The sequence below is a fragment of the Pseudohalocynthiibacter sp. F2068 genome, from assembly GCF_023015645.1.
GTDB lineage: Bacteria > Pseudomonadota > Alphaproteobacteria > Rhodobacterales > Rhodobacteraceae > Pseudohalocynthiibacter > Pseudohalocynthiibacter aestuariivivens.
In genome coordinates, this window is sequence record NZ_JALKAK010000003.1 from 75,373 (window position 1) to 90,727 (window position 15,355).

The 15,355-nt window shown below is 53.3% G+C and carries 16 protein-coding genes; 9 read left to right on the forward strand and 7 right to left on the reverse strand.

Annotation, left to right across the window (positions count from 1 at the left end):
- The first annotated feature begins 1 nt into the window (after position 1).
- Both MWU63_RS04725 and MWU63_RS04730 read left to right on the forward strand, forming a co-directional pair.
- Complete coding sequence (locus MWU63_RS04725) at positions 2 to 619, forward strand: MarC family protein (RefSeq protein WP_213888224.1); 618 nt, start codon at positions 2 to 4, stop codon at positions 617 to 619.
- A 31-nt stretch (positions 620 to 650) separates the two neighbouring features.
- On the forward strand, positions 651 to 1,232 hold the full coding sequence (locus MWU63_RS04730; protein ID WP_213888225.1) for a TIGR02281 family clan AA aspartic protease: 582 nt from the start codon (positions 651 to 653) through the stop codon (positions 1,230 to 1,232).
- Here the strand turns inward: MWU63_RS04730 and MWU63_RS04735 are convergent.
- The gene (locus MWU63_RS04735; protein WP_213888226.1) at positions 1,229 to 1,687 is read right to left on the reverse strand and encodes a DNA polymerase III subunit chi; all 459 of its coding nucleotides are present in this window, start codon (positions 1,685 to 1,687) and stop codon (positions 1,229 to 1,231) included. The genes MWU63_RS04730 and MWU63_RS04735 overlap by 4 nt on opposite strands.
- Positions 1,687 to 3,156, reverse strand: coding sequence for a leucyl aminopeptidase (locus MWU63_RS04740; RefSeq protein WP_213888227.1), 1,470 nt, complete (start codon positions 3,154 to 3,156; stop codon positions 1,687 to 1,689). The genes MWU63_RS04735 and MWU63_RS04740 overlap by 1 nt, the downstream gene beginning before the upstream one ends.
- A 124-nt stretch (positions 3,157 to 3,280) precedes the next feature.
- Here MWU63_RS04740 and lptF point away from each other — a divergent pair, with 124 nt between their 5' ends.
- From lptF to rsmA, 6 genes are read left to right on the forward strand one after another with little or no spacing between them, the layout of a single operon-like run.
- Positions 3,281 to 4,405 (forward strand): LPS export ABC transporter permease LptF, encoded by a 1,125-nt coding sequence (gene lptF, locus MWU63_RS04745; protein WP_213888228.1) that lies wholly within the window; start codon positions 3,281 to 3,283, stop codon positions 4,403 to 4,405.
- Positions 4,402 to 5,496 carry an LPS export ABC transporter permease LptG gene (gene lptG, locus MWU63_RS04750; RefSeq protein WP_213888229.1) on the forward strand — a complete coding sequence of 365 codons (1,095 nt, stop codon included), beginning with the start codon at positions 4,402 to 4,404 and terminating at the stop codon, positions 5,494 to 5,496. The genes lptF and lptG overlap by 4 nt, the downstream gene beginning before the upstream one ends.
- A complete protein-coding gene (lptD, locus tag MWU63_RS04755) occupies positions 5,496 to 7,607 on the forward strand; it encodes an LPS assembly protein LptD (RefSeq protein ID WP_247077104.1) in 2,112 nt (703 codons plus the stop codon). Before lptG ends, lptD begins: the two co-directional genes overlap by 1 nt.
- 17 nt (positions 7,608 to 7,624) lie before the next feature.
- Positions 7,625 to 8,845 (forward strand): peptidylprolyl isomerase, encoded by a 1,221-nt coding sequence (locus tag MWU63_RS04760; protein ID WP_213888231.1) that lies wholly within the window; start codon positions 7,625 to 7,627, stop codon positions 8,843 to 8,845.
- Positions 8,842 to 9,813: a 4-hydroxythreonine-4-phosphate dehydrogenase PdxA gene (pdxA, locus tag MWU63_RS04765; RefSeq protein ID WP_213888232.1), complete on the forward strand. Its 972-nt coding sequence runs from the start codon at positions 8,842 to 8,844 to the stop codon at positions 9,811 to 9,813. Before MWU63_RS04760 ends, pdxA begins: the two co-directional genes overlap by 4 nt.
- The gene (rsmA, locus tag MWU63_RS04770; RefSeq protein WP_213888233.1) at positions 9,810 to 10,646 is read left to right on the forward strand and encodes a 16S rRNA (adenine(1518)-N(6)/adenine(1519)-N(6))-dimethyltransferase RsmA; all 837 of its coding nucleotides are present in this window, start codon (positions 9,810 to 9,812) and stop codon (positions 10,644 to 10,646) included. Before pdxA ends, rsmA begins: the two co-directional genes overlap by 4 nt.
- 119 nt (positions 10,647 to 10,765) lie before the next feature.
- Here rsmA and MWU63_RS04775 read toward each other — a convergent pair whose 3' ends face one another.
- The 4 genes from MWU63_RS04775 to prfA form a co-directional block, all read right to left on the reverse strand.
- Positions 10,766 to 11,491 (reverse strand): hypothetical protein, encoded by a 726-nt coding sequence (locus MWU63_RS04775; protein WP_213888234.1) that lies wholly within the window; start codon positions 11,489 to 11,491, stop codon positions 10,766 to 10,768.
- Between the two features lie 239 nt (positions 11,492 to 11,730).
- Entirely contained in the window at positions 11,731 to 12,420 is a 690-nt protein-coding gene (locus MWU63_RS04780; protein ID WP_213888235.1) for a DUF4167 domain-containing protein, read from the reverse strand.
- Between the two features lie 244 nt (positions 12,421 to 12,664).
- Positions 12,665 to 13,531: a peptide chain release factor N(5)-glutamine methyltransferase gene (gene prmC / locus MWU63_RS04785; RefSeq protein ID WP_213888236.1), complete on the reverse strand. Its 867-nt coding sequence runs from the start codon at positions 13,529 to 13,531 to the stop codon at positions 12,665 to 12,667.
- 1 nt (position 13,532) lies between these two features.
- Positions 13,533 to 14,588 (reverse strand): peptide chain release factor 1, encoded by a 1,056-nt coding sequence (prfA, locus tag MWU63_RS04790; protein WP_213888455.1) that lies wholly within the window; start codon positions 14,586 to 14,588, stop codon positions 13,533 to 13,535.
- A 138-nt stretch (positions 14,589 to 14,726) separates the two neighbouring features.
- On the opposite strand from prfA, the gene MWU63_RS04795 reads away from it, so the two are divergent.
- A complete protein-coding gene (locus MWU63_RS04795; protein WP_246531656.1) occupies positions 14,727 to 14,963 on the forward strand; it encodes a hypothetical protein in 237 nt (78 codons plus the stop codon).
- Here MWU63_RS04795 and MWU63_RS04800 read toward each other — a convergent pair.
- Positions 14,901 to 15,353, reverse strand: a complete 453-nt coding sequence (locus MWU63_RS04800; protein ID WP_213888237.1) for a DUF1499 domain-containing protein — start codon at positions 15,351 to 15,353, stop codon at positions 14,901 to 14,903. The two genes, MWU63_RS04795 and MWU63_RS04800, sit on opposite strands and share 63 nt — an antisense overlap.
- Between the last annotated feature and the right edge of the window lie 2 nt (positions 15,354 to 15,355).

The following is a 15,355-nucleotide window of genomic DNA, read 5'->3' on the forward strand; positions in this document are numbered from 1 at the left end:
CGTGGAAGTTGCAGCACTCCTTACGGCTTTCATAACGCTGATTGTGGTGATAGACCCTATTGGTCTTGCTCCTTTGTTTGTTGCATTGACGCAAGGGATGACAACGGCTGAACGCCGTGCCATAGCGTTACGCGCCTGCTTAATCTCTGTCGGTCTATTGACCCTGTTTGGATTGTTTGGCGAAGCGGTTCTTGGATTTGCCGGAATTTCGCTATCTGCTTTCCGGATTGCTGGCGGTATCCTCTTGTTTCTTACCGCCCTTGATATGTTGTTTGAACGGCGCACGCAGCGGCGGCGTGGGCAGGCCTCTCGTGCCAACGACCCATCGGTCTTTCCCCTTGCTACCCCTTTGATCAGTGGCCCTGGCGCAATTGCGTCAATGATTTTGCTGACAGGACAGGCCGGTGGTGAATGGAGCGGTATCCTTGCCATTCATCTGGTAATGATTGCGGTAATCACTGTCGTTTTGATGTTCTTTTTAGCTGCCGGTCTGCTGGAGCGTTTGCTAGGAGAAACCGGCATCAACGTTGTTACACGTTTGTTGGGCATGCTGTTGGCCGCACTTTCGGTACAATTTGTGATCGACGGATTGCGGTCTGTTGGTGTCATTGCGGGCTGAGGTTCCTATATAGGATTTGAAAGGAACCAACATGCCGGGCGATTCACTTGCGCAAATCATTTATCTTGTCCTTCTGGGAACGGCCGTTGTTGGTTGGTTCATAGCGTCAAACCGCAATTCTTTGGGAAAAACAGCCCAGCACGCGACAATCTGGGGGCTGATATTTATCGGTGTCGTCGCAGCAGTAGGTCTTTGGGGCGATATCCGCGACGATATCCTGCCGCAGCAAAGTTACATCAATGAAGGGGCAACTATTGAAGTTCCAAGGTCCCCTGACGGTCACTTTTACCTCACGCTTCAAATCAAGGGGCAGCCGGTTCGATTTACGGTGGACACTGGCGCAACTTACATCGTCTTGTCACCGGATGACGCGCGCCGAATTGGAATCAACCCTGAAACGCTCGCGTATTTGGGGCAAGCCGAAACCGCAAATGGAACGGTACGAACCGCCCGCGTGAAACTGGACAACGTTCTTTTGGGACCGATCATTGAAGATAACATCCCCGCCTACGTGAACGAGGCGGATATGGATAGCTCGCTTCTTGGGATGTCCTATCTCAACCGTTTTGAGCGTATCGAAATTGCCAATGGCAAACTGGTCTTAACCCGCTAGCGTTCTGCCTTTTTCGTCCAGCTACCGTTATCCTGCGCCCAGTACTGGGCGCTGCATCCGGCATCTGTCAGGGTTTTCCACTGTGCCCGAGCCTTATCAACTGCGTCCGTGTCGTTACCGTCGAACAGAATGCAGACCCGTTCCATCGCAGTCACTACCTCTGGCTCTACATCGGCCCCATCGACTGACATGAGACAGCTTGCGCCATTCTGAAAATCATCATTTGTTGTCAACAAGATAGGCTGATCTGCATCGTATGTTCCACCCGCAAGACCATGCGCGAGAAACGCATCGCCCGCGCCAAGCCAGAGACGCTGATCAAGCCAGATCATTCGCTCTGCTGAACACCCAAGAACAGCGCACCGCCAGCCCGCCTGATCTGCCTTGCCCAAGAGCATGGCCAGAGTATGTTCAAGCGGACTTTCGGTTAAGTGGTAAAAGAACGCAGCGCCCATCAGCGCTCAAACATGTCGTGGATCATACGGTCAAGTGACATGACCCCCCAGCCTGTCGCGCCTTTGGGTGCAAAACTGGTTTCCGCCGCAACACTTGCGACCCCTGCAATATCAAGGTGAATCCAGGGCATGTCTTCCTTCACGAACCTTTGCAGGAACTGCGCCGCAGTGATCGAACCCGCAGGCCTCCCGCCAACGTTTTTCATATCGGCAATCCGCGATTTGATCTGTTTGTCATAGGCTTTGCCCAGTGGCATGCGCCATGCGCCTTCGCCTTCAGCTTTAGCTGCTTTCAGAAACGCGTTGCACAGCGCGTCATCATTGGAAAATACACCCGCATTTTCGTGCCCTAGGCCGATGATGATCGCACCCGTCAGTGTTGCAAGATCAATCATCCCTGATGGCTTAAACCGTTCCTGCGCGTACCAGAGGACATCTGCCAGAACCAAACGCCCTTCAGCGTCCGTGTTGATGATTTCAACAGTGTCGCCCTTCATTGACTTCACAACATCGCCGGGGCGTGTTGCTTTGCCGTCGGGCATATTTTCAACCAGCCCGACAAGACCAACGACATTTGCCTTGGCTTTGCGCAGCGCCAAGGTGCGCATCACACCAGACACGACGCCTGCACCGCCCATGTCCATAGTCATGTCTTCCATGCCAGCGCCCGGTTTCAGGGAAATGCCACCAGTATCAAAAACAACGCCCTTCCCGACCAAAGCAAAAGGCGCGTCACCTTTTTTGCCGCCGTTCCATTGCATGACCACAACTTTTGTCGGGCTTTCACTTCCTTGTCCGACAGAAAGCAGGGTGCGCATCCCAAGTTTTTCAAGCGCGTCTTCTTCCAGAATCTCAACGTCGAGCCCCAATTCCTGCATCGCGGCTAGACGCGCTGCAAAATCATCTGTTGTCAGAACGTTAGCGGGTTCATTTACCAGATCACGAGTGAAAAACACACCCTCCGCAACGGCCGCCTTCGGCGCGGACTCTGCTGCAACCTCCTCGGGTTTGGACAGCATGATTGTTATGTCGCCGTTTTTTTCTTCTTCATCCGATTTATGGTCAGAAAAATCGTACCCCCGTAGCGCAAGGCCAAGCGAAAGTTCAGCGGATTTGGCAAGGTTACCCGCCAGAACCAACAAGGGGTTTTTGCCTTTGGATTTGGCAATCGCTGATCCGGCTTTGCGTGCATCCTCGACCGTTGGGCGACGGTCAAGACGCGTTACAATAACAGCTTCTGCAGCTAACCCTGCAGGAAACGCAAGTTCACGATTGTCCCCGGCCTTCATTTTAGCGAAGCCCGGGTTTTCAACCATCCGTTGCAGTGCACCCTTTGTCAGGCGATTCACCCGCCGCGCCGTCTGATCCATGCGACCGTCAGCGCCAAGAAATACCGCAATGCGGCCTTTCCAATCGGAAATTACGTCCAAGTCTACATCTTTAAAATGGATCACAGCAGGGGTTGTCATGTATGGTCTCCGTAAGCAGGGTTTTGCTATACCTAGTCGCTGGTTGCATTATTGACCAGATAGCAGTTTTCCCCGCCAGCCAAATCCGCTAGGTTGCGCTGAAACGGGACTAAGGGGGATGAGATTGGCCAGATTCGACAGATACATGCTGTCGCAATTGATGGTGCTTTTCGGTTTTTTTTCGCTTGTTCTTGTGATGGTCTACTGGATTAACCGCGCCGTTGTTTTGTTTGACCAACTTATTGCTGACGGACAGTCCGCAACGGTGTTTTTAGAGTTCACCGCGCTCACGCTGCCGCGCGTGGTTCGGGTTGTTTTGCCTATTTCCGCTTTTGCTGCCTCGGTCTACGTAACAAACCGCCTTTCGACGGAAAGTGAATTGGTTGTTATGCAATCCTCCGGTTACAGCGGGTATCGCCTCGCGCGTCCTGTGTTGTTCTTCGGTATCGTCGTTGCGCTCATGATGTCTGTTCTCATGCATTTTCTTGTTCCCTCGTCGCTTCGGGCCTTGCACGAAAGACGTGCCGAGATTTCGCAAAACGTCACGGCACGGTTTTTGAAGGAAGGCATGTTTTTGCACCCCGCCGACGGCATCACGTTTTATATCCGTGAGATCAGCCCGGCCGGGGAATTGCGTCACATTTTCCTATCTGATGTCCGCAACGCAGACTCTCCCGTAACCTATACTGCAAAACGCGCCTTGTTGGTGCGTGATCCGTCCGGGCCAAAACTTTTGATGTTTGACGGTCTTGCACAAAATTTCACACCTGACAGCCAGCGTTTAGCAACGACGAGTTTTGCGGATTTCGCATATGACATTGGATCTTTGATTGAGGAAAAATCAACGACATCAAGCAACCCGGAGCTCTTGTCGACGTATCAGCTTTTAAACGCGTCCGACGAATTCCTGGAAAGCATCGGGATAAGACGCGCACATTTTTTATACGAAGCACATTTCAGATTTGCCCAACCTCTTCTTGCGATTGTCACGGCGCTTGTTGGCTTCTCCTGTTTGATGCTTGGTGGCTTTAACCGATTTGGATTTTGGCGACAAATCGTCGGCGCTATCGTATTATTGATCTTTATAAAAACCTTAGACAACGCCTTGAACGAAATCGCGCAAAATAACGAAAACTATTGGTTCTTGGTTTACGTTTCTGTCCTAACCGGAATCTTGATCTCTTATCTAATGCTCTGGATTTCCAGCAAACCGATGCTCTTCAAGCGACGACGCAAGGTGACTGCATGACTTTGCATCTTTATTTTGCGCGGCGTTTTTTAAGTGCTTTTGCCAGCATTTTCGCAATTTTTGCGATCATCATGTTTTTGCTTGATATGGTCGAACAACTTCGGAAATTTGATAGCGAAGTCATCGGATTCACTGAGATCGTTTCACTGTCAGCCCTGAATGTGCCCCAGTCGATCTACCAGATTTTACCGCTAATTGTAATTCTGGCTACTTTGACTCTGTTTCTTGGGTTGGCCCGAAGCAGCGAAATGGTTGTTACACGCGCTGCCGGCAGATCAGCCCTTCGGGCGCTGGTGCCACCAGTTCTGGTGGCCCTTCTGATCGGGGTGCTGGCGGTTGCCGCGCTCAACCCTATCGTTGCCGCGACAACAAAAGAATATGAGGCCCGCGTCAACCGATACACAAACAACGAGGCAGTCCTTTCGATTTCGCAGGAAGGTTTGTGGTTGCGCCAGGGCGGCTCCGAGGGCCAGACGGTGATACGTGCTTCGCATGCGAATCTGGACGGAACGCGGCTGCTGGACACGACCTTCATGACATTCTCGAATGATGGCACAGCAATTCGTCGGATTGAGGCCCGCACGGCCTCGCTTACCTCTGGCGCGTGGGAACTGATCGACGCCAAAGAATGGCGGCTACACAACAGTGACAATCCGGAACGCGACGCAATTTTCCATGAAAACCTGAACCTTCCGTCCGAACTGACACGCGACCAAATTCGCGACAGCTTTGGAACGCCTGACACGATCCCGATCTGGGATTTACCAGCTTTCATAGAAAGCCTTGACCGGGCCGGATTTTCGGCAAGCAGGCACAAGGTTTGGCTCCAAATGGAGCTTGCGCTTCCCCTACTGCTTGTTGCGATGGTCATGGTAGGAGCTTGTTTTACCCTGCGCCACACGCGCTTTGGCCACACGGGGACGATGGTGTTAGGTGCTATCCTGTCTGGGTTTACCTTGTTTTTCATCCGAAACTTCGCCCAGGTTCTGGGTGAAAGCGGACAAATACCCGGAATTGTCGCCGCCTGGAGCCCACCCGTTGCGGCAATATGTTTGTCTCTGGCGCTTTTATTGCATCTGGAGGATGGCTGATGTCGCGCGTTCTCTGTATTTTATTTGCCCTTCTGGTGTTGCCTGTGTCCGCTCGGGCTCAGGACGCAGCGAGCCTTATTGCCGACAACCTGCAAATTCTCGGAAGTTCAACGATCGTCGCGGAAGGCAATGTCGAGATCTTTTTTCGGGGGTCTCACCTTAAGGCACGTCGCATCACCTATGACAGAGCCGGAGAGCATCTTGAAATAGAGGGACCCGTCACGCTGATCGAAGGGGATTCGATTATCGTTCTTGCAGACAGCGCCAGCCTTGACGCTGACTTAAGAAACGGCGTTATGCGCGGTGCGCGAATGGTGCTTGACCAGCAATTGCAACTCGCCGCAGCCGAAATGACCAGAGTGGGCGGGCGCTATACCCAGCTATACAAAACCGTCGCTTCAAGCTGCCAGGTTTGTGCAAACAACCCGGTTCCCCTTTGGCAAATTCGTGCAGAACGCATTATACATGATCAGGAAGAACGGCAGCTCTATTTTGACAATGCGCAATTTCGCGTAATGAACATTCCGGTAATGTATCTACCACGCCTCAGGTTGCCCGATCCGACATTGGAACGTGCCACCGGTTTTCTCACACCGTCGCTCAGATCTACATCACAACTTGGGTTTGGCCTTAAGATCCCTTACTTCATCGCGATAGGCGACGACAAAGATATCACGATAACGCCCTATTTTTCCTCCAGCACTAAAACGCTTGAGTTGCGTTACAGGCAGGCGTTCAGAACCGGAACGATAGACTTTGAAGGGGCTTTTTCGCGGGATGATATTTTGCGCGACCAGGACCGCTGGTATCTATTTGGCGAAGGCAGCTTTAACTTACCGCGTGATTACAAGCTTAATTTTGATATCGAAACCACAAGCGATTCATCTTATCTGCTCGACTATGGCTATTCTGATACGGACCGGCTGGACAGCGCAATAGAACTGTCCCGCACACGGCGGGACCAGTTTTTTAGTGCCGGGCTTGTCTTCTATGAAACGCTGCGAACAACTGAAAGTAACAGTACGATCCCATCTCTGGTATCCGACATATTCTACCAACGCAGGTTTGAACCTGCTTTCATCGGCGGCGATGCTGATCTCAGGTTTCAAACGCATAGCCACAGTCGCCGCTCGAGCATTCCGGGCAATCTTGGGCGGGACGTGACACGCGCCAGTGCTGGCCTAGACTGGCGTAAGGACTGGATTTTGAGAAACGGAATGGTCGCAGCCGTACTAACCGAAGCGAACCTCGATTTCTACGATGTTTCACAGGGTGCGCCCGGTGAAGAAGATGGTTTGTTTCATACCATTACACTGGGTTCAGAGTTACGCTGGCCGTGGGCCATGACCAGCCCCGAGGGTGCTTCGCACATCGTTGAGCCTGTGGTGCAGTTGCTCTGGACGAATGAAAACATTCCGAATTTACCAAACGAAGACAGCACATTGCTGGAATTTGACGAAGGCAATCTGTTTGCGTTGACCCGCTATCCCGGCACAGATGCTTACGAGCGGGGATTTCGCGTAAATGTTGGCGGGTCATGGACGCGCTTTGACCCTTCAGGCTGGTCCCTTGGGCTGACGGCGGGTCGCATCTTCCGGGCCGAGGATTTGGGGCAGTTCACGGCTGGCTCCGGCCTCACAGGCAGCACCTCTGACTGGTTGGCCGCGATACAGCTCAAACTGCAAAACAACCTGTCTCTTACAAACAGGGCATTGTTTGATGACACCTTTGATTTCACGCGAAACGAAACCCGCGTGTCCTGGCGCAATGATCGGCTGTCGCTTGCCTCGACCTATGTTTGGTTAACCGCAGCACCCGCAGAAATCCGCCCGCGTACATCTGAATGGATTTTCGATTCTTCCTACCGCTTCGATGATCGCTGGACCGGGAAAACCGATTGGCGTTACGATTTTGTCGAAAAACAGGCATCACGAGCAGGTGTGGGCCTGGAATACCAGAGCGAGTGCGTAAAGATTGATCTTTCCCTCTCGCGTCGCTTTACGTCCTCGACTATTGTGACCCCAGCAACAGACTTCGGTCTGACGATATCGCTCAGTGGTTTTGGGGTTGGCGGCAGTGACCGCAATCTTGCCCGAAGCTGCACCAGTTAAGGAAAGAGCAAACGAACATGAGAAGCTTTAAACCGACGCGTCTGATTTTGGCCTGTGTCTCGATTTTGATGCTCAGCTTGCCAGTATCGGCGCAAAGTAAATTCGCGCCCGCTGTTGTGGTCAATGACAAGGTCGTAACAAACTTTGAAGTCGAGCAGCGGGTCAAGCTGCTTCAGCTTCTGAGACAGCCAGGTAACCTCGAAGAAGAAGCCTTGAACGGGCTGATTGATGACCGTCTAAGGCTTCAGACAGCTGGCCAGCTAGGGATATCCGTTCCAGAAGAAGACATCGAAGCAGGAATGGAAGAGTTTGTTTCCCGCGCAGATTTGACGGTTGAGCAATTTGGCCAGCTCCTTGCAGGCAACGGTATTGAAATGCAGACGTTCCGTGACTTTGTGATCGCCGGTCTGGCCTGGCGAAGTGTTATCAGGGAACGATTCACACAACGCGTGAACATCACTGAATCAGAAATTGACCGCGCGATTGCCTTGTCGTCAAATCAAAGCGGCGTTCGCGTATTGCTTTCCGAAATCATCTTGCCGGCCCCTCCCGGACAAGAAGCATCGGCCAGACGCCGTGCGGAACAAATAAGCCAGATGACATCGCTTGGTGCGTTTTCCTCTGCCGCGCAGTCAAGCTCTGCCTCAGCCTCGCGCGGACGTGGTGGCCGGATCGACTGGATGCCAATTGGCAACCTTCCCGCGCCAATTCGCGCACAGATTCTCACGCTTAGCCCGGGCGAAGTGACGGACCCGATTGAAATTCCAAACGCGATTGCGCTTTTTCAGCTCCGCGCTATCGAAGAAACCGACACACCCGATGAGCAGGCGATATCGGTTGAGTATGCCACCTATTTCATAGCCGGAGGGCAAACCGAAAAAGCCCAGAGTCAGGCAACAAACATCCGAAACCAGATCGACACCTGTGATGATCTTTACGGAATTGCCAAAGGCCAGCCAGAAGAACGCCTTCAACGCGAAACACTACCAGTTGCAGAAGTTCCACAGGATATAGCGCTGGAACTTGCAAAGCTGGATGATAACGAAGTTTCAACTGCCTTGACCCGCTCTAACGGGCAAACATTGATGCTCCTGATGCTTTGTGGACGCGTTACCGAACAAACCGTCGACGTTTCGAGGGAAGATATACGTGCGCGCCTGACAAACCAGCGATTCAGCTCTTATGCGGATGGCTTGCTGGCGGATTTGCGGGCCGAAGCTTTCATCTCATACCCATGACGACACTACCAATTGCGCTAAGCTGTGGGGAGCCGGCGGGTATCGGTCCGGAGCTTGCAGTGCTGGCGTGGTCTGAACTTAAGGAAACACTGCCATTCTTTCTTATCGGGGACCCGGCGCATCTGCCACCAGGGACCCCGATCACAGAAATCGCGACCCCGAAAGATGCAGTTTTGGCTTCAGCGGATACGCTACCTATACTGGTTCACCGGTTCGCCGCACCAGCAACACCCGGCGTTCCTGCACCTGAAAACGCAAAAGGCGTGATAGACGTGATCGCACGAGGTGTCGAACTGGTCACATCCGGTGCAGCTTCGGCGCTCTGCACCAACCCTATTCACAAGAAAGCGCTGAAAGATGGTGCGGAATTTGCCTATCCGGGGCACACAGAATACCTCGCCGCGCTGACCGGGGTTGACCGTGTGGTGATGATGTTGGCAGGACCAGACCTTAAAGTCGTCCCAGTCACTATTCACATCGCATTATTGGAAGTGCCAAAGGCGCTGACGGCCGAGCTTCTTACAGAAACGCTGAAGATTACACATGCCGGTTTGATACGTGATTTTGGCATTGATGCCCCTCGTATCGCCGTTGCTGGCCTCAACCCTCACGCAGGCGAAGGCGGCACCATGGGGACAGAGGACAGCGACCTTATCGCCCCGGTGCTCGAAACACTGCGTGCTCAAGGGATGCGCATCATAGGCCCCCTGCCCGCAGATACGATGTTTCATGCCAGAGCGCGAAGCAGTTATGATGTAGCTGTGTGCATGTACCATGATCAGGCGCTGATCCCGATCAAGACGCTTGATTTCGACAGAGGCGTGAATGTGACGCTGGGATTGCCTTTTGTGCGCACCTCGCCCGACCACGGAACAGCCTTTGACATTGCGGGTAAAGGCATTGCCAAACCCGACAGTCTGATCGAGGCTTTGAAGCTTGCGGACAAAATGGCCAAGACCAGAGAATGAGCAAGATAGACTCTCTTCCTTCGCTTCGCGAAGTGATCAACACCCACGGCCTTGTAGCGAAAAAATCTCTGGGACAGAACTTCCTGCTCGACCTCAACCTTACGGCCAAGATCGCGCGACAAGCCGGAGATCTTGCGGGGTGCGACGTTCTGGAAGTTGGCCCCGGTCCGGGTGGCCTGACCCGGGGGCTGCTCGCGGAAGGGGCACGGCGCGTTCTTGCCGTTGAAAAAGACCCTCGGTGCATGGCAGCACTGGCAGAAATTGCCGACGCTTACCCGGGCCGACTTGAGGTTATCAATGCGGATGCGCTGGACATTGACATACGCGCGCATCTCACGCCACCAATCCGTGTTGTTTCAAACCTGCCATACAACGTCGGGACAGAACTTTTGATCCGTTGGCTTACGCCTGCCAGTTGGCCACCCTTCTGGGAAAGCCTGACCCTGATGTTTCAGAAAGAGGTCGCCCAGCGGATTACGGCGCAACCCGGCAGCAAGGCCTACGGTCGGCTTGGCATTCTTGCGCAATGGCGCACTGAGGCGCGGATTGTCATGTCGCTACCGCCCGAAGCCTTTACCCCTCCGCCAAAAGTTCATTCTGCGGTGGTTCATCTGAAACGCCGTGAAGAGCCGCTTTTTCCAGCGGACGAGAAAATCCTCAATCGGATTGTTGCGGCCGGGTTTAACCAGCGGCGCAAAATGCTGCGCGCGTCGCTGAAATCCATTGCCCCTGATATGGAAGACCGGATGGTTTCGGTTGGGATTAAGCCGACCGATCGGGCAGAGCAAATCTCGATCGAAGGGTTCTGCGCTCTGGCCCGTACTTTCACTTAAAGATTGAGTCATCTCAGCAGTTCCAGTTGATCTGCTGTGGGCACAAAACCGACATGAGTTGAAAACAGAGAATGCTCTGCGGGAAATCCGTTGCAGACAGAAAACGATTTGTCGGCCACCTATTCTGAAACGTTAACTTCCAGTGCAGACCAGCTTTCCTCTACTGGGTGCAGCAGCATCGTCGCGGTGTACCGTGTCCGAAGCATTGCACCGAACGCGTTCTGCGCATCGACGTAGGCAACAATTTGATACCTGCAGTCGCCCAGCGCGCGCGTGCTAATTTCAGTGGCCCATGGGAACTCTGCCGTCGAAGGGGCGCGGAGCTGGCGCTTAACGAATTCTTGGCTCATAACATAGGCCGTGATTTCGTTCTTGTTGCCGCATTCCTCTGCGCGCGTTGCCGCTGCCTCTGCTTGGGCTTTGGCTCTAGCTTCTTGTTGTTTCTGGGCCTCTTCTTCCGCGATCCGGGCGACTTCAACCACATGACGCTCTGGATCGATTACCTTCAATTCAGAAAGCCAGCGATCCTGATCAAAGTCTTCAAGCGCAGCAAGATAGGCGGTCTGGTCTGTGACCTTTAGTTCAGCAAACTGTGCCTCTCGCTGATCCGTGACGATCCCATGCGCGCCGATCGTCACGGGAATGCCGACAAACAAAATCAGTGCAAAATTGACTCCGCGATTGCCAAGCCACAGCTTCGGTATTGGCTTTAGCAAAGCGATTCCTGGTAGGATGAGAAATGCAATAGCGACGTAAAACGCGATCTGGGGTGACGCCACTGCCAGAATTGTCGTGCCAATGAATATTCCAAGGATGATCCCGGCGCTCTTAAGAAATGCGATCACGCTTTAGTACCTCAACCGTAGCTGTTTCGGTTCAGGATCAGGGCTTGGTGTGGCATCATCAGGGCAACAACACGACTGAGACGTGAATTTTGCTGTTCAACGACAAGCGTCAATACCATGCCATACAGAACAAGAACGGCTAAACTTTGATCGCTAGAAGCTCAAACCGGGCCAACACGATTGACTTACAGGCCGTAAGAAAACCCATACACTTCCGCGTATGGGTCTTTGACTTTTGATTACTCAGCAGCTTCGGGCGCTTCGGGTGTATCTGGCATGCCCCCGGATGGTTCTTCTTTCACAGCCTCCGGTGCTGCATCAGCCTTTGGCTTTTCTGCCTTTGGCACGCGTGGTTTACGTGGCCGTTTGAGTTTTGGCTTGGGCTCTGACGCGGACGCGGACTCTGGTGTTTCGACCAAATCACTCTCAGCGGGTGTTTGCATCATCGGGATAGGCGGCATCATGTCAGGCTGCGGCGCCTCTGCGGGGTCAACCCTGCGCTCCTGACGTCGGGGCTGTCTACGCTCCCTCGGCTGGTTGTCTCCTTGGCCTTCTGAAGGCTGTGGAGGGCGGGCATCAGATGTTTGTGCCTGCACGGATTCGTTGCGTTCTGCACGCTCCGCTTCGCGCTGGCTGTTCTGCTGCTCGCGCTGCGCTTCCTGCTCCAGCCGTCTGGCTTCCGCCTCGCGCTGTGCTTCGCCAAGCAGACGGGTATAATGCTCTGCGTGTTGCTGAAAACTTTCAGCCGCAACCCTGTCATTACTCAGCTGCGCATCACGCGTGAGCTGTTGATATTTGTCAATAATCTGCTGCGGAGTGCCGCGGACTTTGCCCTCTGGACCCGAACTGTCAAAGACTCGGTTCAGGTTGTTTCCAGTATTGCGATTGCGGTTCGGTTTGCCCCGCGTACGTTGTTTTGTTGATCTCATAATTTACTTCGTATCCAGCCTTGGTGTGGCATTCGCTGTTACCTCTACCGCGCATTATGCGTGGGGCTAACCAACCGGGTTCGGGCGATGTTCTGGCTTACTGACAAGGGGGACCGCGCTATGCATCCGCCGCCTCGTACATGACTGAGTAAACACGAGCCAAGGGACATGACAAGCAGAATCTAACGTTCAGATGCATTTTGCGTGCTTTTTTGCCACCCTGCGCGCCAGTTTTACACTATTTTCATATAACACGGCAGCTGACCACACGATCATGGCCATTCAAATCCCTTCTAACCACTATATCACGGAATCCCGCCTTTTCAAAAATGGCACTAACGGGCAATGCCTGTTCAAAGCCAATCTCGACGATTAACCGCCCCCCTTGCTTCAGAAACCCAGCAGCCTCCCTTGCGATAACACGATACGCAGAAAGACCATCTCCACCCGGCGACAACGCCTCGAACGGCTCCCACTCGCGCACCTCGGGCTCCAGTGCGTCCATTTCATCCTCGGTAATGTAAGGCGGATTAGACACTATAAGATCATAGGTTCCTGAAACATTGGAGAACCAATCAGATTGCCGAAACTCTGAAACATCTTCCAGACCAAGCGATTCTGCATTGCCGCGTGCAACATCAAGGGCTGCCTCGGAGATATCGACTCCAACACCAGAAGTGCCCGTTTTTTCGGCCAGCAAGGTAAGCAAAATACATCCGCTACCGGTTCCCAGATCGAGAACCCGCTGAAATGGCCGCTCCAATGCACAATCGATCAGCGTTTCGGTATCTGGTCTTGGATCAAGCACATCGGATGTTACCCGAAAGGCCCGGCCATAGAACTCTCGCTCCCCCACAATTTGCGAGACAGGCTGGCGCGCAATCCGGCGCTCTATAACTTCCAGAAATTTACCAGCCACTTCGTTGGAAGGGTGCCCGTCCATTGCCAGCACCAAACGGTCAACCGAAACGCCAAGCACAAACGCAAGCAGGCGTCGGGCGTCACGTTGCGGATCAGGAACACCCGCGATTGTTAGTGTTGTTGTCGCGCGGCGTAAAAGAAGAGTGAAAGCTCCGCCCGAATCCGCAGAATCAGACTCTGACGCCGCCATCTCAGGTCTCCATTTCCGCAAGCATTGTCGCCTGATCATCCGATGTCAGCGCTTCGATCACTTCAGTCAGATCGCCCTGCATGACCTGTTCCAGCTTGTAGAGCGTCAGATTGATGCGGTGATCGGTCATTCGGCCTTGTGGAAAGTTATAGGTCCGGATGCGCTCGGACCGGTCCCCGGAACCAACCTGGCTTTTGCGGCTTGCAGACCGTTCATCGTGCAGTTTTTGCCGCTCGAGATCGTAAAGCCGCGTTTTAAGAACCTGCATCGCGATCTCGCGGTTGCGGTGCTGGGATTTTTCGGAACTGGTGACAACAATCCCGCTTGGGATATGGGTGATCCGAACTGCGGAGTCCGTTGTATTCACATGCTGCCCACCCGCACCTGAGGCGCGCATGGTATCAATTCGGATATCGTTTGCATCGACGTGAATATCAACGTCTTCCGCCTCTGGCAAAACAGCGACCGTCGCTGCAGACGTGTGGATCCGGCCACCTGATTCCGTTTCCGGCACCCTTTGCACCCTATGCACACCGCTTTCGTACTTAAGCTTGGCAAAAACGCCAGCTCCCTGAACATGGGCGACAACATCCTTGATCCCGCCGAGTTCTGTTTCGCTTTGTTCAAGAATGTCGAACCGCCAGCCCTGGTTTTCGGCGTAACGCTGATACATGCGCAGCAAGTCCCCCGCAAAAAGCGCGGCTTCCTCGCCCCCGGTGCCGGGCCGAATTTCAATCATCGCCGGGCGCGCGTCTGCTGCGTCTTTGGGAAGCAGGCTTAGCTGAAGCGCTTTTTCAATTTTCGGAAGCTTTACCTTAAGCTCTTCCAGCTCTTCTTCTGCCAGTTCTTTCATTTCCGGATCAGACAGCATTGATTCTACCGCCTCGACATCGTCGAGCAATGACCGGTAATCCGTTATCTGCTCGACCACCGGCTTCAAATCGGAATATTCGCGGGAAAGCGTCACAATTTCATCACCAGAAGCACCCTGCGCCATTTTGGCCTCAAGGAATTCAAAGCGTTCGGTGATCTGAATCAGTTTTTCTAAGGGAACCATGTCTTCCCAATCTCTCATCAGCGTGACTTGGTCAAGAGGTGCAATTATGCTAACTTTGCACACATGATACGTACGACTCTTTTATTAACGGTCCTTACAGGATCAATTTTGACAGGCCCAGCGTTCGCGGATGTCTCGATGGGCGGCAAAACGATAGACTGCTACTGTACAGACAAGACGGGCTCTCGGGTAGAGTTGGGCGAAGAAATTTGCCTTGTCGTTGGCGGGCGGGCGTTTATGGCGCGCTGCGAAATGTCACTCAACAACCCGATGTGGCGTGAAACAGGGCAATCCTGCATTTCGTCCAGCCTTTCAAAGCCGCTCCAGAGCTTTGACCCAGCCCTCGACACGGGCGGCATTCACTCCCAAATCTGACCGTCCGAAGCGCAGCCTGCCAAAAATAACAACTCGGCTCCCATCCTCAGTGGGCTCGGCATATATTGTCGTGTAGTCTGGAAAACCAAAAACTGCTGACCGGGTTATGTAGGTGACTTGCCCCGATTGTATCGAGCCAGCGAAGCGATGCGTTCGCGCCGTGTCTAAAACAACGCTTTCAATCTTTGAAAGTGTTTCTGTGGGCGTCAAACCCACCCAGTCAGCTTGATACGTTACCGAACCACGCTCAACATTCCAGTTTTGCCCGCATGGCAACGGGTAATTTGAGCCTGACAGAGTGTGCCAGTCTTCAGCCGAACCCGGCGCAAGCCGTAAATAGGCCAGTACCAATATGAGAAGACCCAGAAATATTTTTACAAAAACTGTCAAAT